This is a genomic window from Acidobacterium sp. S8, assembly GCF_009765985.1.
Lineage (GTDB): Bacteria > Acidobacteriota > Terriglobia > Terriglobales > Acidobacteriaceae > Alloacidobacterium.
This window is the reverse complement of sequence record NZ_LMUM01000031.1, coordinates 16,534-37,761: the sequence shown is the minus strand read 5'-3', so window position 1 is coordinate 37,761 and position 21,228 is coordinate 16,534. Positions and strand designations below refer to the sequence as shown.

General features: G+C 54.2%; 20 protein-coding genes. 8 read left to right on the top strand and 12 right to left on the bottom strand.

The window, feature by feature from the left end:
• Positions 1-2 precede the first annotated feature (2 nt).
• From GSQ86_RS23120 to GSQ86_RS23115, 6 genes are all read right to left on the bottom strand, one after another.
• Positions 3-602 carry a hypothetical protein gene (locus GSQ86_RS23120; protein WP_216841166.1) on the bottom strand — a complete coding sequence of 200 codons (600 nt, stop codon included), beginning with the start codon at positions 600-602 and terminating at the stop codon, positions 3-5.
• On the bottom strand, positions 589-1,377 hold the full coding sequence (locus GSQ86_RS14235; RefSeq protein WP_158750617.1) for an HAD-IIB family hydrolase: 789 nt from the start codon (positions 1,375-1,377) through the stop codon (positions 589-591). Before GSQ86_RS14235 ends, GSQ86_RS23120 begins: the two co-directional genes overlap by 14 nt.
• A gap of 64 nt (positions 1,378-1,441) precedes the next feature.
• Positions 1,442-2,449, bottom strand: a complete 1,008-nt coding sequence (locus tag GSQ86_RS14230) for a type I phosphomannose isomerase catalytic subunit (RefSeq protein ID WP_158750616.1) — start codon at positions 2,447-2,449, stop codon at positions 1,442-1,444.
• Between the two features lie 120 nt (positions 2,450-2,569).
• Entirely contained in the window at positions 2,570-2,782 is a 213-nt protein-coding gene (locus tag GSQ86_RS14225; protein ID WP_158750615.1) for a hypothetical protein, read from the bottom strand.
• 51 nt (positions 2,783-2,833) lie between these two features.
• Positions 2,834-3,580, bottom strand: a complete 747-nt coding sequence (locus GSQ86_RS14220; RefSeq protein ID WP_216841165.1) for a slipin family protein — start codon at positions 3,578-3,580, stop codon at positions 2,834-2,836.
• Complete coding sequence (locus tag GSQ86_RS23115) at positions 3,577-3,816, bottom strand: hypothetical protein (protein ID WP_216841164.1); 240 nt, start codon at positions 3,814-3,816, stop codon at positions 3,577-3,579. Before GSQ86_RS23115 ends, GSQ86_RS14220 begins: the two co-directional genes overlap by 4 nt.
• Before the next feature lie 1,333 nt (positions 3,817-5,149).
• Between GSQ86_RS23115 and GSQ86_RS14215 the strand changes: the two genes are divergently transcribed.
• Complete coding sequence (locus GSQ86_RS14215) at positions 5,150-6,034, top strand: universal stress protein (RefSeq protein WP_158750614.1); 885 nt, start codon at positions 5,150-5,152, stop codon at positions 6,032-6,034.
• Positions 6,035-6,628: 594 nt separating this feature from the next.
• On the opposite strand, the gene GSQ86_RS14210 is transcribed toward GSQ86_RS14215, so the two are convergent.
• The 5 genes from GSQ86_RS14210 to GSQ86_RS14195 form a co-directional block, all read right to left on the bottom strand.
• On the bottom strand, positions 6,629-7,309 hold the full coding sequence (locus GSQ86_RS14210; RefSeq protein ID WP_158750613.1) for a response regulator transcription factor: 681 nt from the start codon (positions 7,307-7,309) through the stop codon (positions 6,629-6,631).
• Positions 7,310-7,478: 169 nt separating this feature from the next.
• Positions 7,479-8,132 carry a Crp/Fnr family transcriptional regulator gene (locus tag GSQ86_RS14205; protein WP_158750612.1) on the bottom strand — a complete coding sequence of 218 codons (654 nt, stop codon included), beginning with the start codon at positions 8,130-8,132 and terminating at the stop codon, positions 7,479-7,481.
• A gap of 544 nt (positions 8,133-8,676) precedes the next feature.
• Positions 8,677-9,624: a universal stress protein gene (locus GSQ86_RS14200; protein ID WP_158750611.1), complete on the bottom strand. Its 948-nt coding sequence runs from the start codon at positions 9,622-9,624 to the stop codon at positions 8,677-8,679.
• A 60-nt stretch (positions 9,625-9,684) separates the two neighbouring features.
• The gene (locus tag GSQ86_RS23110) at positions 9,685-10,080 is read right to left on the bottom strand and encodes a hypothetical protein (protein ID WP_216841163.1); all 396 of its coding nucleotides are present in this window, start codon (positions 10,078-10,080) and stop codon (positions 9,685-9,687) included.
• Between the two features lie 37 nt (positions 10,081-10,117).
• On the bottom strand, positions 10,118-11,998 hold the full coding sequence (locus tag GSQ86_RS14195) for a hypothetical protein (protein ID WP_158750610.1): 1,881 nt from the start codon (positions 11,996-11,998) through the stop codon (positions 10,118-10,120).
• A gap of 635 nt (positions 11,999-12,633) precedes the next feature.
• Here GSQ86_RS14195 and GSQ86_RS14190 point away from each other — a divergent pair.
• From GSQ86_RS14190 to GSQ86_RS14180, 3 genes are all read left to right on the top strand, one after another.
• Positions 12,634-12,834 carry a PExPT-CTERM protein gene (locus tag GSQ86_RS14190; RefSeq protein ID WP_158750609.1) on the top strand — a complete coding sequence of 67 codons (201 nt, stop codon included), beginning with the start codon at positions 12,634-12,636 and terminating at the stop codon, positions 12,832-12,834.
• A gap of 75 nt (positions 12,835-12,909) precedes the next feature.
• Positions 12,910-13,050, top strand: a complete 141-nt coding sequence (locus GSQ86_RS14185; RefSeq protein WP_158750608.1) for a hypothetical protein — start codon at positions 12,910-12,912, stop codon at positions 13,048-13,050.
• 18 nt (positions 13,051-13,068) lie between these two features.
• Positions 13,069-13,593: a hypothetical protein gene (locus tag GSQ86_RS14180; protein WP_158750607.1), complete on the top strand. Its 525-nt coding sequence runs from the start codon at positions 13,069-13,071 to the stop codon at positions 13,591-13,593.
• Positions 13,594-13,678: 85 nt separating this feature from the next.
• Here the strand turns inward: GSQ86_RS14180 and GSQ86_RS14175 are convergent, their stop codons facing one another.
• Positions 13,679-15,655 carry a hypothetical protein gene (locus GSQ86_RS14175; RefSeq protein WP_158750606.1) on the bottom strand — a complete coding sequence of 659 codons (1,977 nt, stop codon included), beginning with the start codon at positions 15,653-15,655 and terminating at the stop codon, positions 13,679-13,681.
• Positions 15,656-16,141: 486 nt separating this feature from the next.
• Between GSQ86_RS14175 and GSQ86_RS14170 the strand changes: the two genes are divergently transcribed.
• From GSQ86_RS14170 to GSQ86_RS14150, 4 genes are all read left to right on the top strand, one after another.
• Entirely contained in the window at positions 16,142-16,933 is a 792-nt protein-coding gene (locus GSQ86_RS14170) for a carbonic anhydrase (RefSeq protein WP_216841162.1), read from the top strand.
• Positions 16,934-17,418: 485 nt separating this feature from the next.
• The gene (locus GSQ86_RS22860; protein ID WP_174239972.1) at positions 17,419-19,320 is read left to right on the top strand and encodes an MHYT domain-containing protein; all 1,902 of its coding nucleotides are present in this window, start codon (positions 17,419-17,421) and stop codon (positions 19,318-19,320) included.
• A gap of 73 nt (positions 19,321-19,393) precedes the next feature.
• Positions 19,394-20,197, top strand: a complete 804-nt coding sequence (locus GSQ86_RS22855; protein WP_174239971.1) for a response regulator — start codon at positions 19,394-19,396, stop codon at positions 20,195-20,197.
• Positions 20,194-21,126 (top strand): diguanylate cyclase, encoded by a 933-nt coding sequence (locus GSQ86_RS14150; RefSeq protein ID WP_158750605.1) that lies wholly within the window; start codon positions 20,194-20,196, stop codon positions 21,124-21,126. Before GSQ86_RS22855 ends, GSQ86_RS14150 begins: the two co-directional genes overlap by 4 nt.
• Positions 21,127-21,228: the final 102 nt, after the last annotated feature.

Sequence of the window (21,228 nt, the reverse complement as noted above, 5' to 3'; positions counted from 1 at the left end):
GCTCAAGGTCCAACTTGCGCGACGTGGGGCGACACGCGGTTTCCTCCGGACGAGTACCGGGGAAACAGCGGCCGATGAAGGATTGCGAGCTCCGGTTTTCCGGATGGATTTGGAATTGCGACGGGAAAGAGGCTGGCATCTTTGTCATCTACGTCGTCCAATGAGATGTCGTGATAAGGAGCAAATGTCGCAAGCCCCAGACGCTGCCAGTGCAAGAGATCTTCCGACTCAGCTAAAGCGATACGCGGACCCTCTGGCGAATATGCAGTATAGGTCATGATGTAGCGCCTGAGCGGTTCGACAAAGGTGACACGAGGATCCTCGCACCCACCGCCGCCATCCGGCCTTCGCTCATACTCAGCTTCCGGCTCCAGTGCAATGCCAAACCTCTCGACGCTTGCCGGATCTCCGTCTGGATTAAACCGCACCCGCGCTACGCCGATGCGCGAGTAATTTCCCTTCGCGACCAGCCGCGGGAAAAGATAGAGTTGTCCGTCAGGTCCGCGAGCGGCGGCTGGATTGAGAACACCTTCGGCCTCTTGGGGATTACCCGGCTCCGGCTCCATGATCATGCCGAGTCGCTGTAACTTAAATTCGCTCATCTGATCCCAGGTGAAAGTCAGCCTGCTGATCGCCGCCTAAACAAGCGATGATTGCTTCGATCACCCGCTTCGTGTCCTCGGACCCCCGAACCGGTATAGAAATCACTCCTACCTGCTCCGCCGGGTAGTCGTTTCCTCCCGGAAACAAGGCGTCGCCAACATAGATCATCTCTTTCAGTGAAATGCCCAGAATGTCTCGCAGCTTTCGAATCCCGTAGGCCTTGTCGATCCCGGGCTTGGTGACATCGATGGAGGTTGCGCCGCCAAGCCGGACGGAGAAGCCGGGAATCAAAGGATCGAGAATTGCTTTGATCTTCTTCCGCTTCGCGAAATCCGGGTCCCACTTTATCTTTTCCGCCAATGGAGCCTGCTGACCCAATGCGGAGAGCGTAATCTGGCTTCCGCGGTCTTCAATGACTTCTCCCCAGACCTTTTCGACTTTGAAGCCCGCGACCTGGAATGCTTTATTCAGAGCATCGATAATTTTCTTCTTTTCGTCAGCCGTGAAATCCTCCGAATAGATCTTCTTCCAGTCTCCGGAGTATCGGAAGAACTTGGTCCCGCATGTCGGAAGGATGGATAGATTAGCCAGTCCTTTGTCATGAGGCAGATGAGAGAGTAGTTGTTTTTCAAACTGGGGCCAGTCGCCTCCTGAGATGACAGCCACTTTGGCGACGCTGAGAAGGTCGTGGAGAAGTGTCGACATTTCACTATCGAGAGACGATTTGCTTTTGGCGAGTGTACCGTCGAGATCGAAAACTATCAGCTTCTTCATTCCTGTCCATCTCCGAAATGTTGCCGGCTCAATTGGAAATCCCCGTCCTGCAAAGCGCGTCGTCTTAGTCGCTTGCGGAATGTGCGGGTATCGCGATCTCTAATAAATTGACTGCACTGCCAGGGCGAAATGTACATGCTCCAACAGCCGCCGGCAGGAGCCATACTTCACCTTTTCCGACTGTATAGGTATCGACGTGGTATTCGATCTGCCCTGTTCCCTCAGTGCATACCAGCACGCGCGGCACGCCTGTTGCACCGACGGTGAATGGCGATCTACCCCGCACACGCCATAACCAGAATGCGTCGCAGTCAAAGAGCGTCTCGCGTCCCACCGGCGTTGCCGACTCCGCTACAGGAGTTACCAGGCCAGCCCTACCATTTGCGAAATCGATGCAGGCAAGCGCCTGATCGACCTGGAGTGCCCGCGACTCGCCTGTCTTCGCGTCAATATGACCCCAGTCGTACAGGCGAAACGTCGTGTCACTGTTCTGCTGAACCTCGAACACAACAACGTCGTCGCCTAGAGAGTGAACCGTCCCTGCCGGGATGAATACCGCGTCTCCTGGCTTTGGGCTGATCGATACAAGCTGATTTGCCAGCGTTCCGTTCGTCACCGATTGCCGAAGGATTTCCGCAGTTGTGCGAGGCTTCAGGCCTGCATAGATTCGGCTTTCTTTTGCCGCCTCCAGCACGACCCACGCTTCGGTCTTCACGGTCTCGACCGCCGGTGATATACCTGCGTGCTTATATCCAGGGTGCACCTGGACTGAGAGCATCTGATGCGCATCGAGAAACTTCAGCAGCAAAGGGAATCGTTGGAAGCGCTGAGCCAGCCTTCCCATCAATTGCTCCTGTGACTGCTCCATCAGTTGACCGAGGGTCTGTCCCTGAAGCGGTCCATTGGCAACTTTGCTCGAGTGGTCCTGGCGGTCGCTGAGTATCCACGCTTCGCCTATGGGGTCATCGTTTGGCAGCGGCGCGGTGAGCAGAGCGGCCAAACGCCGTCCGCCCCAAAGCCGGTATTGATAGATCGGTTCGAATCGTAGCGGATACAAAATCATCTCGGTCATTGAACCTGTAGTCGCTCTTATCGTCGCCGTCTTGGTGGGAGCTGGCTCGGTTGTTGAGGCTTGCGCCGGCGCCCTCTTTCCGAGAAGTCTCTTGGAGAGCGAGAATCCGGATAGCCTTCGCTATTGACTGACGGGAACGGAGTGCGGGTGACTGCTAGGCACCAGCGACAAATCGACACTCGTCACATAAATGAACAAGGCCGCGCTGATGAAGAAGACGGCTACCCAGAAACGCCAATCACGGTGCGCGCGTTTCCAGTACGGACGATGGTCATGGTGGATGCCTTTTGGGTGCGGTCCCTGTTCGTGGTGAGTGTGAGTGCTCTTACTCATTCGCTCCCTGCATTCTCAATCCGATTCGGCAGACTTGAGCGTATTGCCAGATCATGCCGCCTCGGGGATAGGCGGGATTTGCAACGACTCGCCTACCGGAACTGGCTTAGAGCCATTGCTGGTTACGAGCTGGCTTTCCCTCTCTCTGATCGCACGCTCCTGGCCTAGTCCCATGGTCAGTGCCGTCAACCCGGCAAGCCCACCCAGTTGCATGGTTTCGACTGCGGAGCTGGGAACGATAACAATCGTGGAGTTTTGCTTTAAGCCTTCGTACAGCATGTTCATGGCTCTCAGATGTAACGCGACTGGATCGTTCGCATAGGTCTTGGCCGCTTCGCCAAATTTCTCTGCCACCTGACGTTCCGAGTCACCCAGAATCACGCGGGCTTGGCGCTCTCTCTCGGCTTGAGCCTGCATCGACATCGCATTCTCCAGGGCCGGGGGGATCAATACATCCTTGACTTCTACCGAAATGACGTTAATGCCCCACGGCTCAGTGCGCTCATCAATGATCGTCTGTAGCACACCACTGATCTTGTCCCGGCCTTCGAGCATGTCCGAAAGCATGGTCTTGCCGATCACATCACGAAGAGCCGTCTGCGAAGCCCAACTGATCGCGCTCTGGTAGTCCGCTACATCGAGCGCCGCCTTTTTGGGGTCTACGATTTTCCAAAACAGCACTGCGTCTACATCCACGGGTACCGTGTCTTTCGTCAGTGTCTTTTCCGCTTTGAACGAACTTGTGAGGACGCGAATGTCAATCCAGTAGGGAATGGTGTCGACGAGCGGAATAATCAAAAATAGTCCGGTCCCTCAAGAGCGTGGAACTTACCTAGACGCAGGACAACTGCCTTGCTCCATTGATCCGCAACCTGAATGGCCGAAGAGGCAACAAAGGCAAGAACGAATGCGCAAGCAACAATCCATATGCTTGCGAAGTTTGCTGACACTCTATACATGGCATAAGAGAGTGCTGCGCCAACGCCTAGAATTACGATGAATATCAATCCCTGAAACGATCTGTTCTTCGTCATTCACCTTGCCTCATTTCGATTTTTCTGGCTCGCCCGGTTACCCGGAATTTCTTCGCTTACGCCTTGGCGCCGGATCGGTTCGCGGCAGATCTCACATGACAACCGCTCATAGAGAAGAATGGCGGCCACGATATTTGAAGCCATACGTTGCCCTATCCGATGAGGGGCGTCTAGCCTGAGAATCGGGCCGGGTTCCCAGAGGCACCACACCATGGCATGAAAAGTATTCCACTGCGCTCGTCTTCATACTGATCAATTTTGGACACCCCGGGCTTTTGGTCGCATGGAGAGGTGTGTAGTTGAGAGACGCAAACGGAGTTATCTTGTGCAACGTTGCTCGGCTGTTAGATCGCCTGAGCTATTCTTACGATCGAGCCATATGATCTACATGCATCGGCCAATGTGAGATCTCCGGGCAGAAACGACGAAGACCGCCGCCATCCATTCGGATGCACTGGACCCGACCGACGCCAGTGTCCCGCGCCCGATTCGACGGAGAACTGATGGATACTCCAAGATTCTGAAGTGCTTTCCGGGATTTTGGTGAGTGCTTTGGATACGGGGAAAATGTACTCACCGACAATATCGAATACTGGACCCCAGGATCCTCGCATGTGGATTGAATATCCCGGGGTCTTACTACTTCGTAAAGATATTGTGGTCCCGATCGTAACGTTGTTCCGTTTTTCCAGCTTTCTCTGCAGCTTCTTCTGCGGCGCGGTTCAACCTTTTGTCCGCTGGAGTCTCGACGGATTTGGAGTTCTCGGGCATCGGTGCATCTGTTCTTTCCGCTTGAGTAGACATTGTTCATTTCTCCTATAAAAACCACTGCTTGTTTTATCCAGAAAGCTGCGTTGCGCACAGACTGAACTTGGTCTCGTTACATGCCGCTGGCTCTACCAGGATATGTATGGAGCTCTGAGATTCGCGAACTAGAGACGAGCTGGAAGGACTAGAAACAAAACCGTTGTCTTCCAGGGCTGATCTCACTACAAGTGGAGCCTACAGGCCGAACCGACGTATCTGCTGTTCAAAACTGACCAGATTGTTCGCCATATTTCTTCGATAGTGATGATCAGCCTGCGATGGTCGACATTATTCGACTTGTCAGAACACAGGCTTGTAGAGTGCGCGAACCGTGGATGCCGACAGAATTCCACCTCCTTTCTGGCATTTCCGACAAAAAACTCAGGGAATGATAGGTGGCGGCTTTCGGAGAGATATTGACAAGCTTCGCGCCTGCTTTGCACATCTCGCTGGATGACATCGTGCCTATGTGCCAGGCACGGCTTATCATAAGGTCCCTTGAACAATATATCGGTGCAGGTTACCTATGATGCCTTTCCGCAGAATCCTCTTTCCGGTCGATTTTTCTCCGGCAACCACGGCCATGGTTCCCTATGTAAGTGAGATGGCCCAGCGGTTCGGCGCCACCATAACTGTGTTGAATGCCTTCAATTTTGTACCCGGGTATATTTTGGCTCCTCGCTTCGATGACATGGGCGACTTTCAAAGTGTCGCGATACCTTACACCCCGGCACTCCATGAACTGCGCCAACAACGCGAAGCGCATCTACAGGAGTTTTCACGCACGCACTTCAAAGGTGTGGTCCAAACGACAAGAATTGAAGATGGCGAACCAGCCACAGTGATTGAATGGGTTGCGCAACATGAGAATACGGATCTGATCGTAATGCCCACAAGAGGTCTTGGAAGATTCCGTCGTCTTTTACTGGGATCGGTTACAACAAAGGTGCTTCACGATCTCGCCTGTCCTGTCCTGACCAGCGTACATGCGTCTGATTCTGCATTGGCCCGGCCCAGTGAATACCGTTCGATCATCTGTGCCATCGATCTCAACTCTGAGGCAGAAGCTCTTCTCAAGGTGGCTGCCTTTCTCGCCCAATCCTATGGAGCAAAACTGTGCTTGTTACACATCGAACCATCCAGCAACAAACATGACAGACAGCATTCGGCCCAATCAGTCAGCGACACCTATGATCAGGCGGTACGGTCTGGTGGCGGAGAAATGGTTGAGGACACCAGTGTGCGGGTCCTGGAGGGCGCCACACCAGAAGGCATACGGCGCGTGGCGATCGAAGAAGCGGCAGACTTGATTGTTGTGGGCCGTGGACGTGAAAGAGGCAACTTCTCTCGCGCCTGGTCTGATCTTTGTGCAATCATTCGCGAGTCACCTTGCCCCGTTCTCAGTGTGTGATGTATCCGCGGAATGTCCCTGATCGTAACCCCGAAGTTCGGCGTCGGCCTTTCTCGGCTGCGTTATCGAGGATTGGTCAACGAGCTGCCTGGCGGCATCGGCACCAGAGGCCACGCTTTCTTCGAATCTTTTGTAAGTTTTTCCGATCACACCCGTGAATCTCGGAGTAGGCAGCGGCAATACCGTCAGATCGGTCTTGCTTGATGCAGTAGGCTGCTGCTTATTCGACGACTGTTGGGCAAATCGAGACAGAACTATGAGCCATTGAGAACAGATTCTGTGCACGGTACGTGACATATTCATTGGATGAAGACGAAGAAAAGAAGTCGCTCGGAGCTGGCGAGGAAGATCATTTCCAATGTGAAAAAGGAGATGCAGAAACCGCGATTGACGGAGTCAGTCCGCAACGACCTGAGAGGCCAAGCTGCGCGGGCAGTCAAAGAGCATCCCGCTCGTTCCGAGAAAGTATAACGTCGTCTCGTTCCGTCGGTTCGACCGAGATGGCAACGATCCGTATGTGTTTATTTAGTGATGCCGCGTCCATTAACCAAGCGACCCTCACTGAGACCTCGACATCCAGCTCCGTGAGTTAGGTTATGCTTCTTCTTCACCTCTACCGGAAATCTGGTACCCCTTGAGATGTTGGCGCTCCAGTACCTGGGTTTCGCTGGAGGTCTGTCCGGTCACCGGATCTGTCGGCTGGACGATGGCATAGGGAATCAGACCGTGGCAATAGACACAACCTGTTTCGTAGATAGTATGGATGCCATTACCGAAGACCTGTGGGAAGGTCCTCAGGCACTCGGGACAGGCGATCATGACATATTCCTCTCCGGAAGGGTCATGCCCGTTCCGTGGAATCCAGATGGGCGCCAGCGTATTGGGCCGTTCGAAAGACGGCGGACGCTCCATCTCGGACATGGTTTTTACAATCTGCAACAAGGAACGCGCATCGGTACCTTTTTCGTAAAAAGCGTCGGCAGCTACACCGGGCGGTACGCCATCGCCGGAAAACGCGCCGCTCATGGCGACTACCTGGATCGCGGGAAACCGTCGTCGCACCACTGAGAGCAATTCGAAGCCCGACATCCCAGGCATATTGAGGTCCGATAGAAGGATCTCGGGAGTTTCCTGCCGGATCTCATTCAGTGCAGAGAATCCGTCTACCGCAGATCGCACACTATTTCCAGAGGCGATGAAGATTTGCGACAGTGACATTCGAATCGACGGCTCGTCATCAACGATGAGGAGCTTTACTTTTGTGTTGGGCATCATATGTCATTCTCCGTGCATCGTATCGCTAGCTCGGAGTTGCAGTATTCCACCCCGCGAATCTTCATACTGCTCAATTTTGCTCACATTGCCCGCCTGTTGATTGGCTGCTGTCAATTCAGCCCGATAGTTCTCGCGGAATGAGTACCCACCGGGACTTCGCAAACCGTATTCAGTCGTGCAGAATGACATTGAGCAGCGACTTGTGAACCTTGATGCCGCCGTTGTACTCAATAAATCCCATGCTGCGAAAGCGGTTCATGAAAAAGCTGACGCGGGATCGAGTAGTTCCGATCATCTCCGCCAGCGTTTCCTGCGTGATCTTCGGTATGAGTGTTTCTGGTTCTCCGGGCTTACCAAACTCGGCCATCAACAGAAGAATTCTTGCCAGACGCTTTTCACTGGAGTTGAAAAGCTGATCGACAAGATCAGCCTGGGTTCGCATGCTGCGTGCGAGCAGAAACTTTAAGAATAAGTCGGAGAATGCATGCTCTTCGTGCAGCGCGCGTAGCATCTCTTCCCGCTCTATCTTGAGAGCTGTACAGGCGGTAATCGCGGTGGCCGTCGCCAGCCGAAGACCGATCACTCCGGCAATCGACTCCTCGCCAACGAAGTCACCGACGGAGAGCAGCGCGATCGTCGCCTCTTTACCATTTTTCGAAACAACTGTAAGTTGTGCGCGGCCCTTTTGAAGATAGAAGACGGAGTCAGATGGATTGCCCTGCGAAAAGAAGGCCTGCTTTGGTTTTAGTTGAATAATCCTTCGTCCTAGCCCAGCTTTCGCCAGAAAGCCGAAGACATCGAAGGCTGTGTTTAGCTTTGTCATCTGAAATGGCCCTCCCGAATGCGGTCTTGGCGAGGAGAATCCAGAATTGCTACGCGACCGCAACCGATCTGAGTAAATCGGGGAATCTTCAAAAGAGATTATAAATTCAGTGATGGAGGTCCTTGCACGGGCGTTTCGATCCTTGGGCTAACATTCTGATTGCTCGCACGTTACTTTCCACATCCTGATGTCGATTCGCGTCGCATAGCACTGGGATCGACTCCGTTATTTCGCGGGAGTGAAAGCGTGATCGAATCATACTTCTGCATCAGATCCAGTTTCTTCCGAGCAAACCACACTTTAATTGTTTGCGTAAGTCGCATATAGGCAAGCAGCGTCATTATCAGGATCGGCCAGTACAAGTGAGGCAAATGGACGAGACCCAAAGAAGAAGCCAGCGGGGAATACGGCAGTTTGCTCCTTGGGAGCAGCGGCTTCGAGATCACGGTCGCCATCGAAAGCGTCGCCACATAAGTTCTCGATTCGGCCTTGGACGCATCGGCATTTAGTCGGATCGCGACTATTATCCGCGACATCTTGCTCTTTAACTGAAGGGAGCTTGAGGAACAGTTGCCATATCCTTTTCTAGTACCCGGATTTCTTTTCTTTCAGCCTTAGTTGCCGACGTTGTGGTTTTTTTCTCCTGGCAGGGGACAGGAACACATAACACTGGGCAGTGGACTCCGGATATCACCTGGAGGACAGTGCTGGTCTGCATATCTTCCTCCGACAGCGTCGTCGCAGGGCTGCCCAGAACCACAAGATCGACTTGATGTTTGAGGACAAAGTCCACAATGACCGGCCCAGCTTCGCCAGTAGTCACTACGTGTTCGACGGGAACCGTGTGCGACTCGTTCATGGGCGCGAGAAAGCGCAGCCGTTCCAGGTGATGGCGACGCTCAGCGTCACTCTGGGCCGCCGCAGAATGTAGAACTGTCAGCTGCACATGTGCGATGCGGTGTGCCGCGGTCAACGCAGAAAGGGAGCAAGCGGAGAAATCCGTCGCCAATAGAACGGTTCTCCATTTTCCCGCCCAGGGCATCAGAGGTTCGACGTCGGGAGTGACCGTTAGGACGGGACAATTAGCCTTCGTCAGGAGTTGACGTGCGACCGCTCCGAGAGCCGCGCGGCCAACTTCCGTCTTGCCTCGCGTTCCGAGAACCAGAAGATCCCCGCCATCGTCACGGATCGTCTGCAAAATAAGGTCACAGATGTCGCCTGTTTCGACGACGGAGTGAACAGGGATCCCGTCCGCTCGCAGTTGCTCTTCAACCCGATTCAGCTCTTTGAGAGCCGCTTGATCGGCGGAGAGAGAGCTGGGCACTCCCGTGGGAAACGCATAGCCGATGGGATCGATCACGTGCACGAGCACTAGTTTGGCGCCATGGCAGAGCGCTATGGCCTGGGCATAACGAAGCGCGGACGAGGATTGCTCAGAGAAATCTGTCGCCACAACGATCGTTTCAAATGGGAACTGCTTGGAGTAAGTCATGAGATCTCCTTAGCGGACTACGCTTGGCCACTTCCACTCTCGTATCTGCACCCGATCTCGTCACTCGGCCGTAAAGCCGGCATCTTGGTCATCCATGATAAGTAAAGTCAAGCGAAGCCGAGAGTCTTCGTGCCGCGCCTGAAGCCACAGGCATGCTCGTCGTCCCTGTTTGGTTATCAAGTTGATTCCTTCGGCCTGGGTGATGAAACCTTCCGCCATGCGTCCGAGACAGGAGATCAAAATTAGCGCGACGCCTGTGCCTCCCCAACCAATGTAGCCGCGTCCGTTCTTGAAATGCCATCCAGCGATTCCAGGGCAGGCGATGCCGAAAACAGGAGCTATCACGCTGCATCCCCAGTTGACGATGTTCTGGACAAGGCCTTGAGCAGGCTGCGGCTTGCTGGGAGAGCTTGCGGAAATAGCAAACCCTGCACCTGCGTGTAGATGATTTGACACACAAGTGCAGGGTCTGCGAGCAATGCGTACTACAAAACTACGGAGCGACCGGCCTGCCGCTTAGTCTTGGAGTGATCACTGGTTTGGCGGCTCCGATCAGTTGAACGATAGAGAAGCTGCCGTTGGCAGTATTGGCTACCCATAGGTTGCCGCTACGATCGACGAAGATGCCGAGGTCCGGACTCTTGATAAGTCCGCCCGCGGTGAATCCACCCGAGGGGCTTATCGGATTTCCATTGTTATCAAGTTCGGCGAGGCCGCCCTTGAGATTGTTTATCCATACGTTGTTCCCGCTATCGACGGTGATGCCTGCGGGTTGGCTGGTGGATGTGATTCCGCCACCGGTGATCGGCCCGAGGAGAATGGTTGGCGTGGCCGTGTTACTGATCTTCGACACACTCCCGGAAACGGGATTGTTGTCCGCTACCCAGACCTCCCCATTTGAATTGAGGGCCATACCATATAACGTGTTTCCGACATCGGAAGCTCTGTCCCCCGTTACCTTGGTCGAGCCGTCATCTACCAACCTCGATACAGCACCACCCGCAGAGTTGGTGAGCCATATGATGTTAGGAGTTACGGTGGTGTCAGCGAGGACGATAAACGGTTCGTCCATTGCGAACCCATTCGGCAGGCCAAAGTCGAGTGTGCCATTGAGGTTATCCACCGTGATGTCGTTGGTGCCGCTTCCTCCACCCGCATCCGCAATCCAAAGATGGCTGAAAGAATCAAGGACAATCGACGCCGGGCGTATTCCCGCAGCGACGGCCGGGACGAGAACCGTACCGGTGCCGCTTATCTGTTCAACTGTTCCTCCATCGAGGTTCGCGATCCAGATGTTTCCCGAACTGTCGACAGTGAAGCCTTTCGGACCGTCGATTCCGGCAGGCTTGTAGCCACCGGACGGCGACAACGCTGCTCCTGTCGGGCTCAACCTCATCATGCTGCTGCCACCGTAGTTTGAAAACACCACGTTTCCATTCAAGTCGATTCGAATGTATTCAGGAATGTTGATACCCGTCGGAACGAATCTCACTCCCAGCATCCAGTCGGTTGGGGCAGCATCCAAGGTAGGCGTGAAAGGCGCCGAAACATCCGAAGGCAAAAGATTGAGCACCCCGTAGATCGACGGTACGTTCTCGGCTGGATGAGCCGCGATGTCATACGCAGCCTGCAACGTGGTCGCTGGAGTGTCGCCGCCTGTCGGAGTAGCTGCACTGAACAAGGTGTCGCAAACGCTAAAAGGAGATACTGCGTTCACACAAGCCACAAGAACGTCAGCCAGGGTATTCAAGGTGGCGGGTGAATTTTGGTTGGTGCTGAGTACTGCCGACGGGCTGCCTGAGGCCACTTTTATAAGATTCGTCCTGAGAATCAGGCTGGCATTGGCAAGGCCAATGTAGTGGTCCGTGCCTGGAGAGCCCGATGCGCTAATCTGCGAAGGATCGGCAGGGTGCATGAACTTGTTAAATGCGTACGCGGCAGCAACGGTGGACAGTTCGTTGATGTTAACGTTGTCGGGTAAAGCGTTGCAGGGACCGAGCGAGGCGAGAAGTTCGATGTTGGAGTTGACGCCGTTGCCGGCATCTCCGCCGCTAGCGGTGATATAGAGCTCAGACGTCGAGGCGCAATTGAAGGAATCGATGCTGAAGTTCCCTTTTGAATCCGACGTCGTGGTAGCGAGTACGCTCGCGTTCCCGCCGGAAGTGGTACCTGCCTCATAAAGCGTAAGCGACGAACCGCTAATCGGTTTTCGGCCGCCCATGACGGTGGCGTGAAGCGACATACCCGTAAGAGCAGCCGGGTGGTCGACTGAAAGAGGGCCGCTACCGCACCCGATGCCTGAGCATGCTGCCGCTCCTATGAAGCCGTACAGCAGAAGTTTTGCCTTCGAAAAGCCTGATGTTGTAATTCGCATTTCGCAACCTCTACGGAGTGAGAGTGAGAACAGCGGAGACAACTCTGACTCACGTGGGGTGAGCCAGTATAGTTTCGCGCGATACCATGCATCTCTGGGAAAGAGAAGAGAACATTTGCCGCACTCAGGCAATCAACGGGGGAAAATTAACCCTGATAGAGTGACGGCCTTAGTTAATCTGTCTCATGTGGAAAGTCGCGTGCCGGGCCCTGAAGGACGATTACAAAAAGCAAGGCAAGGAATTGCGGGTCCCGATAGCCAAACCAGATACCATCCTGAAAGAGCTTCAACCGAAGCGGATGGGAAGGCCCCATAGTAGCGGTAGACACTACTACATCTTGAAAATGAAAAGCTGAACAGCAAGCAACAGGAATTAGATCCTATTGCTTTCCCAAAATATATTGACAAAAACATGTAATTGTCGAGATGTAATTTCCTTGAGGCCCGTGATATTTTGTTGACGGAATGAAATTACTTTTAAATGCAATGAGATGAACTTTTCTTGCATTTGAGACGGCTATGGGGTAGCTTTAACACTGAAACAGTCTAGGCAAACAGGGCTAATGTACGATAGTTAGCTACATATGACGTAATCAGATTCCCCCCCGGGTCTTAACGACTACTTGGAGACGTCTATGCAACGGAAGAACATCCCCATGCTTCTTTTGACCGCGGTTGCCTTGTTTGCGCTTACTACCAAGGCAGCTTTTGGCCTTGTCGGCGGCTGCGTCGATTCACCCGAAGACCCAACCGCAGTGCTGGCCATTTTGGGTTGCAGCGCTGCCGCGATCCCAATTTTGCGATCGAGAATACGAGCCCGCAAACGCACCCGGTAAGCCATCCTGGAACCCAGCGAGTGCTCCAGTCAAACTTTCGTTTGGCTTGAGTGGGGGTAGTGGCCGGAAGATCCCATGCATGGTTGTATTGGTCCTGATCGGAGTTGGCGCGGCGGCGACTCCGATGGTGTGGTCAACGGTAATTTCCTGCTTGAGCGCAAGTTGGCAGTGCCCCAGAGTGCAGAACGCTCCTATGAATACCTGTTACCTGCGTAGCTCGGCAATTACCATGTTGTGAACCGATGGATTAACCCGCAGGGCTCAGTGGTAGAGCAGGGCGCGATTTATCAGGATGCGAGCGGCAGGCAGACAGCGCAGTTCGACATCATGATCAACGCCGGAGCTCATAATGGCTTGGCATGCTATCTAACGCGGGGTATGGTGCTTGAGAGCCGACGTGCCGAACGGGTGCAGGCAGCTGATTCATCCGCAATCTTCGATGTGGGTTTTATCGGCGACCAGTCGCTCAGTGGTGCAGGCCATTCGACTCTCTTCATTGCATCGACAGTATGCGGGGCGGGCGGCTGCGGCGAAGCTCCTCTTTTAATAAAAGATGCGCCACAGATTGTCTGGTCACGAGCAGCGAAAGCGCAACGCGAACCCGCCTATCAGTCTCGACCGATCCCGCTGTCGATTACTTTTCAGTCAGTCGGTGGCACCGGAAATGCCGGGGATCAGGAACAAGCCGTACTGCAATTTCGCGATCTGATTTCGAAGTTCAAGCTTGTTCCTCTACGTGAGCTTTCCGCAGCGAATTGACAGATCCGGCTCGCCTCACCACCCGATCGGATCCCAGAAAAAATGCGAAGTGTCCAGATTGGAATTTACCTCAATCCCTCCTTCCTTACCGTACCGGAGTCCAACGCGCCTCTTCCTGCGCGGACAACGTCAGCGTGGAACGCGCCCCCACAACTTCGCTGAGAGATTTACTGCTCAGTTGGTAATGCGTGGCGGCAAAGGCAAGCGCCGACAAATCCACCTTGTATCGCCGTGGCCGGTCAGACAGATTCTTCAGTACAAATCCGTCCTGGCTATAGCTGTAGCGCAATGCATACTCGGGAATTCCAAACTCCACGCTGCCATAGCTCGTCAGATGCGGCGCGACGGATACGTCCGCGTCGGCGGGAACAGCTAAACCCAGCAGCTTCTCAATCAGTACAGCCGCGAAGACATTGGGATATTCGTAATACTTCTCGGCTCCATGCGCATCTTTGCCATCGATGTAATACACATGGTCCATGTCGTACCGCTCGCTCATAAAGTAACTATTTTTCGCGCCCTCGGCCGCGACCTTCTTCAACTGATCCAGCAGTACCCCGTTCTGCTGCTGTGCCTCGCGAAAAGCTGCGTCCCAGTACCAGTACCTGCCTGCTGCGCAAAGATCATACGGACCGCCTGAGCCAATCTCGGCCTTATCGTAGTCGGCGATCTTCGCCGCCACGAAGGTGGGAAATCGCTCAAACTCTTCGGCATTCATGTCGATCAAACGGCGCACCTGACCAGCTTGCTCCGCCGTGGCATATCCGAAGACCACGGGCAGCTCATTGGCAAGAAGGTGAATGTGATCATGTGCCTTTCCGTCACGGTCCACCCAATCGATGAATCTCTCGTTCTTCGCATCCCAATACCCCATCGGAAGAGGTGTAACCAGCACATCGGCCATTTTCTTGGCAGCTTCGCCAAACCGCGCCGCCTCATAACGCCGTTCCAGTAACCTCTCCATCCCTGCCAGCAACACAAACGCGCGTGCAGCGAACGCCTGGGCTTGCGTCACGCGTCCATCCTTGATTACCTGATCTTCGTAATAAACATCCGACCACACGCGTCCATACTGATCGGTGTTCGATAGAATCCAGCCGGCCGCATGTTCCAGGTTCCCGATGTTCGCCCGCAGCCACGCTGCATCTTTTCTGGCCTCGTAGTAGCGCCAAGCCTCTTCAATCACCTCAATGTTTCCGGTCACTGGAAACATGGCCGCGTTCTGGCGGTTATCCAGGCTGTTTCTGCGTACGTGGTATTCGCGTCGTCCATCCGGCTGCACTGAAGTGGGCATGCGGTAGAGAGCTTCCGGATCATCATTTATCAGCTTGAACTGGAGCTCGATCATCCGCCTCACAACATCCAGATCGGCCTCCGAGCCCATCGCCAGGCGTCCTTTGATTTGAAATTCATGATCGACAGCAGGATAAGAGCCCGCATACGAGCTCACATTTAACGTGCTTAGCACATATCCGCTGTGATACGGAAAATCCGCGGCCATGGTCTTCTCCACAACCGATGGCAGAATGGTGCCCCAATAGAACGCAGCCAGAGCTTCTTCCAACTCAGCGCCGCCCGCCATCTCAAGAGAAAATCGATGACCGAAGGGGTCGCTGTGCGGCCGAGCCTCCGCCATCGAGAGAGTCACACTCTTCGCGTGCAGAGTAACCGTGAGTCCCGTTTCGGTCTTCTTGGCACTTAGGTCGCCGCTATTCAGCTTGATATGCCATGAGTGATCCTTCGACATCGCATCGAGCGGCAGAATCCACAGCGCTCTGTTCGCATCCACCAGCACGCCCGTTGCGGTTATAGGAAGAACCCACCACTGGTTCTCTTCGTACTGGACCCCCAACCCCTGGCAACGCGTAAATACCATCTCAACCGGAGTGTGAGCGTCCTTTTGCGTAACCAGAAGATCTTCTCCAACGTGAGTCACGTTGGCGTTTTCGATTGACTGCAGAATCCCAGCGGCACTCCTCGGCTGCGTTCCATCGATGCCTGCTCCGCCTCCGAGTGCAGATACGTGCGTTGAGACTCCGAGGAACAGCAAGATCGCGATCATTATTTTCATATAGTGTTTGAATCATGTTCTGCGAATCAGTGCAAGTCACACGGTCAGATCTCTCACGGCCCAACGGGCCCAGCTGACCCCGAATTCACCTTTTCGATATCATTCGCGAATCCCGCCGTTACTCTCACTCGATTGCTGAACAACTCGTTCGCCGATATCAGACCCGCCGATTCAGCAGGATTTGTTGCCGCCTCATAGACCGGAGCGATCGCAGCAGCATCGCTCTTCCAATGGCTAATCCGATTCGAAGCGGCATCGTATGACTCGCAGAAGAGTGAACCTGCCTCACGTTTGTTGTGAATGGGCCCACGCCTTGAATACGAACCGGCGCAAGAGGAACGTGGGCGTAGCAGTTCCAGATTAAAGCTAGCCCTCCGATTCTTTGGTGAGAAGCCGTTCACAGAATCCAGATGATGGCTGAAATGGTCGGCGTATGCTGGTGTGAGCCCAGGATTGCGCACGTCGGAAGGAGACAAGGTGAATTCATTTCCAGGAGTGTTCATGATCGGACGACGGGTGCCGGCTGTGGCGGCGCTAATCGTATTTTGCAGCATGTGCGTGCCCCACGCAGCCATGACGCAGGAACAGCCTGCACATGAATGGGGTTACAGTGGAAGTGAAGGCCCTGCGCACTGGGGCGAACTGAGTCCCACGTTCGCCGCATGCAAAACCGGACACCTCCAGTCGCCAGTCAATATTGTCGGCGCTCAGAGTGCTAATCTGCCACCAATTCAGTTCGAATACAAATCCAGCCCGCTCCACATCGTCAATAATGGGCACACGATTGAAATTATCTACGCTCCCGGCAGTTTCATGAGAGTCGGAGACAAGCGTTACGAATTAAAACAATTCCATTTCCACCATCCCAGCGAGGAGACAATCAAGAACAAGCGGTTTCCCATAGAGGTCCACCTGGTGCATGCAGATGCCGACGGAAATTTGGCCGTGGTATCCGTGCTAATGAACGAGGGTTCTGCAAATCCGCTTGTTGAAACGCTGTGGGGTATTGCGCCGAAGACGGCCGGCCCGGAGAAGGCGGACGATAATCTGCAAATCAATGCCGCGGACTTGCTGCCTGCTAACCGTAGCTATTTCACTTTCGCCGGTTCGTTGACGACTCCGCCGTGCACCGAAGGCGTGAGTTGGTTCGTACTCAAGACGCCTGTAACGATTTCGAAGAAACAAGTGGCGACGTTTGCCGAGATCTATCCATACGATGAACGGCCAACTCAGTCCCTGAACGGCCGCACGGTGCTCGTAAGTAAGTGATTGCCGACCACCCAATCACACGACTACTTGGACGAGCAATGACGTAATCGGGCCTTCGCTCGTCCGAGAATATGGCTGACTCAGACAGCGAGAAGCAGTTGCACGCCAGCCTTTGCGAGCGCTATTCTCGCCTCCGGCATTGGGAGATCGTGTGGATCGCCCTTCGCGTGGACATTTGCGATGGCCACGTGGCTCTGCCGCAGAGATGTGTGGACTCCATTGCGCCCGGCCGATTTGAACGAACGCTGAATCCCACAGAAACTTTGGTCTCGACATTCGTAGCCCTAGCTTTTGAGAAATTGATTTCTGACGCCAGATCGGCGCAACCTATTGTCTCGGTTTAATTTCCGTGCACTGCGTTACTCCGCCCTGCCTTTAGAAATTCCCACCGCGTTTTGAGGAAAAAACACCTGTAACTCAAATCGGCTAATGACAGATATTTAAAGTAACTGGTACAAGATTGCCAGCCCTTCCCCGAGGCGATTATGGACCAATCGGCAATACTGACGGGCTCGTACAACGACGGCTTGGTCTTGGTCTCATTCCTCATAGCTATACTCGCCGCGTACGCGGCGCTTGAACTGGCTGGCCGGGTCACGGCGACACGCGGCTTCGTACGGTTTGTTTGGCTCTGCGGCGGGGCACTTGCGCTCGGCGTTGGCATCTGGTGCATGCATTACATGGGAATGGAAGCCTTTCGTCTTCCTGTGAAGGTTCTTTACGATTGGCCGACCGTGTTATTGTCCATGGTCGCCGCGGTGGTGGCCTCTGCTATTGCCCTTTTCGTCGTCAGCCGTGAGACGATGAGCCTTTTCCGAGCCGGAGTCTCCAGTCTGTTCATGGGGTCGGGCATCTGCGCCATGCACTACATCGGTATGGAAGCCATGAGGCTTCCCGCCATGCATCACTACAACGTTGGCATAGTAATACTCTCCTTTGTGCTGGCAGTAGTCTTCTCTTTCGTGGCGTTATTGCTTACATTTTTCTCCCGGAACCAGTCGGCGACCTTTAGCTGGCGCGAGACATTATCCGCAGTTGTCATGGGGTTGGGTATACCCGTGATGCATTACGTCGGAATGGCCGCCGTAACCTTTGTGTCGATACCGATGGATCAGAGCAGTCTTGCGCACGCCATCAGCATTTCCTATCTCGGGCTGGCCGGAATTGGCGGCGTTATCGCATTCGTTCTTATATTCGTTTGTTTCTCTGCCATTATGGATCGCAGGCTCTCCCTCCATTCGATGGAGTTGGCGCTCGCGGAGCAGCGCTATCATGCTGAACTCGAACGCGAACGTGCGCACACCGCAGAGCTCAGTAACAAAGCCAAGAGCGAATTTCTGGCCAACATGAGCCACGAAATCCGTACCCCGCTCAATGGCATTGTCGGCATGACTGACCTGGCCCTCGAAACCGAGCTCACGCGCGAGCAGCGCGATTACCTTCGGGCCGTGAAGCTCTCAGCCGACGCGCTGCTCAACGTCATCAATGACATTCTTGATTTTTCAAAGATCGAAGCCGGCAAGGTCGATCTGGAACATGTGGACTTCGATCTCCGTTCGTGTATCGAAGATGCGCTTAAGACCGTTGCTTTCCGCGCAGATGAAAAGGGACTCGAATTGCTCTGCGAGATTGCGTCTGAGGTCCCTACGTTCGTAACGGGCGACCCTGGGCGTCTGCGCCAGATCATTCTGAACCTGATCGGCAACGCTGTGAAATTCACGGAACAGGGCGAAGTCGTCCTCAAGGTTGAAGTTGACCTCCTCGAAGAGAAGTTCTCCACTCTTCACTTCATAGTCAGTGACACGGGTATCGGTATTCCATCAGACAAGTTGGAGGCTATCTTCGAGTCCTTCAGCCAAGCAGACACTTCAACGACGCGCATATTTGGCGGAACAGGACTGGGGCTGACGATTTCGCGCTGTCTCGTTCAGATTATGGGGGGCCGCATATGGGTGGAGAGCATTTTTGGCAAGTGGTCCTGCTTCCATTTCACCGTGCGCTTCGCAGAATCAACTGCTCCAGACCCACTGCGATCAATCCCCATCGCACCTTCCGTTCTGGTGGGCGCCAGAGCGCTTATTGTCGATGACAACCGCACGAACCGTCGTATTCTGGAGGGCGTTCTTAATCACTGGGGCATGGTTACTATTGTTGCTTGTGATGGTGAGCAGGCTCTGTCGTTTTATCAGGCCGCCATCGATGATGGGCAACCGTTCAATCTCATCTTGGCTGACATGCACATGCCAAAAATGGACGGGTTCTCTCGTAGAGCGCCTCAAAGAGAAATCCGCCGCGAGCAGTTCCACGATTATGATGCTTACCTCGAGCAGCCAGCGCGGCGATGCACAACGATGCCAGGCGCTTGGCATTGCAGCGTACCTCCCTAAGCCAGCTCGCCAGTCCGAGCTCCGCGAGGCTATCATTCGAGTTCTCTCCGCGCGCCCGTTGGGATCGACCGGTATGATCACTCGCGCCGCGCTCCGCGAGCAAGCCAATGGCAGCAGGATCCTCACGATTCTTTTGGCTGAAGATAACCTGGTTAACCAAGAGCTCGCCTCGCGATTGCTGGAGAAGCGCAACCACAATGTTACGGTTGTTTCCAATGGCAGGGAAGCCCTTGGCGCTCTGGAAAAGAACAACTATGACCTGGTGCTCCTGGACATGCAGATGCCCGAGATGGACGGTTTTGAAGCCGTCAGGATTCTTCGCGAAAAGGAGAAGTCCACAGGCAAACATCAACCCGTCATCGCTATGACAGCCCTTGCCATGGCTGGCGATCGAGAGCGTTGCATGGCCGCTGGAATGGATGGATACCTATCCAAACCTATCCGGCCGCAGGAACTCGACGAGACTCTCGATGAATTTCTCGAGCCAAAAGAGGAACTTTCGACGGGGAGCTATCCTCCTTCAATCCCAAATAACTCCATAGAAGTAATCCCGCTTCTGGATCTCATCGATGATGACCGCGTACTTCTAGCCGAATTGGTCGAGATCTTTCGAAAGCAATATCCGGATAAACTGCAAGCTGCACAAAGGGCGATAGACCTACAGAAGCCGGCTGACCTTGAGCGTGTGGGACATGCACTCAATGGTGCGCTGGGAAACTTTTCGGCTACGGATGCATCAGCCCTTGCCGCGAAACTGGAAGAGATCGGCCGATCCGCCGATCTAAGCGCAGCGCAGACGGTACTCGATCGCCTCGTTCTTGAACTTGGCAGGGTAATGCGCGCTCTTGATGCGCTCTGTCTGGTGGTTACGCAATGAAAATTCTGGTTGCAGATGATGATTCGATTCTCCGCATCCTCATGCAGCGAACCCTGCAGAAATTTGGCTATGAAGTCGTTCTTGCGGAAAATGGGCGGACAGCCGCCGAAATCCTCATGCGAAGCGATGGTCCGCGACTTGCGCTTGTTGACTGGATGATGCCTGAGCTCGATGGGGCTGGACTGTGCCGGAAACTGCGCAGCTCTCATCGAGAAGATGATGGATATATCTACATCGTTCTCACCACAACGAAGCGGAGCACCGCGGATATTGTTGCCGGTCTGGAAGCCGGAGCGGACGATTATATTACCAAGCCGTGTCAACCAGGAGAATTGAAGGCCCGTCTCCATACCGGCTGTCGCATTCTGTCGCTGGAAGAGAAGTTGGTCCAGGCGCGGGAACAGATGCGCTATAGGGCTACGCACGACGCCCTTACCTCCATCTGGAATCGTGCCTCCATTCTCTCTTTGCTGCAAAGTGAACTCGAGCGTTCAGTCCGCGAAAGCAAATCGACTTCGGTCCTTCTCTGTGATGTCGACCACTTCAAACAAGTCAACGACAATCACGGTCACCTCATCGGAGATATCGTTTTGCAGGAGGTAGCCAAAAGGCTCACATCTATTGTCCGCTCATACGACGCCGTAGGTCGTTACGGCGGTGAAGAGTTCCTGGTCTTCCTCAGCCACTGCGACGAGTCCAATCTCAAAGCGCGCTCCGAAGAGATTCGTGCCGGGGTTGCGGATACTCCCATTGTGGCGGGTAGCGAGGAATTATCAATCTCCGTTAGTGTTGGTGCTGTTGCTTGCCAAAGATGGGACCCTCGGCTTTCGATTGAGCGCATTCTCGCCCGGGCAGATATCGCGCTCTATAGAGCCAAAGCTGACGGACGCAACCGGACGGCAATTGCTGACATGTTGACTCCAGCATGACTTGCCGAGATTACCTTCGACAGGTCACCTCCATGCCCGGTCTTTACGCGAATTCAGGGTTCTGGGCTAGCGAAGATGGGAAGGGTTTTTAGCCCGCACACT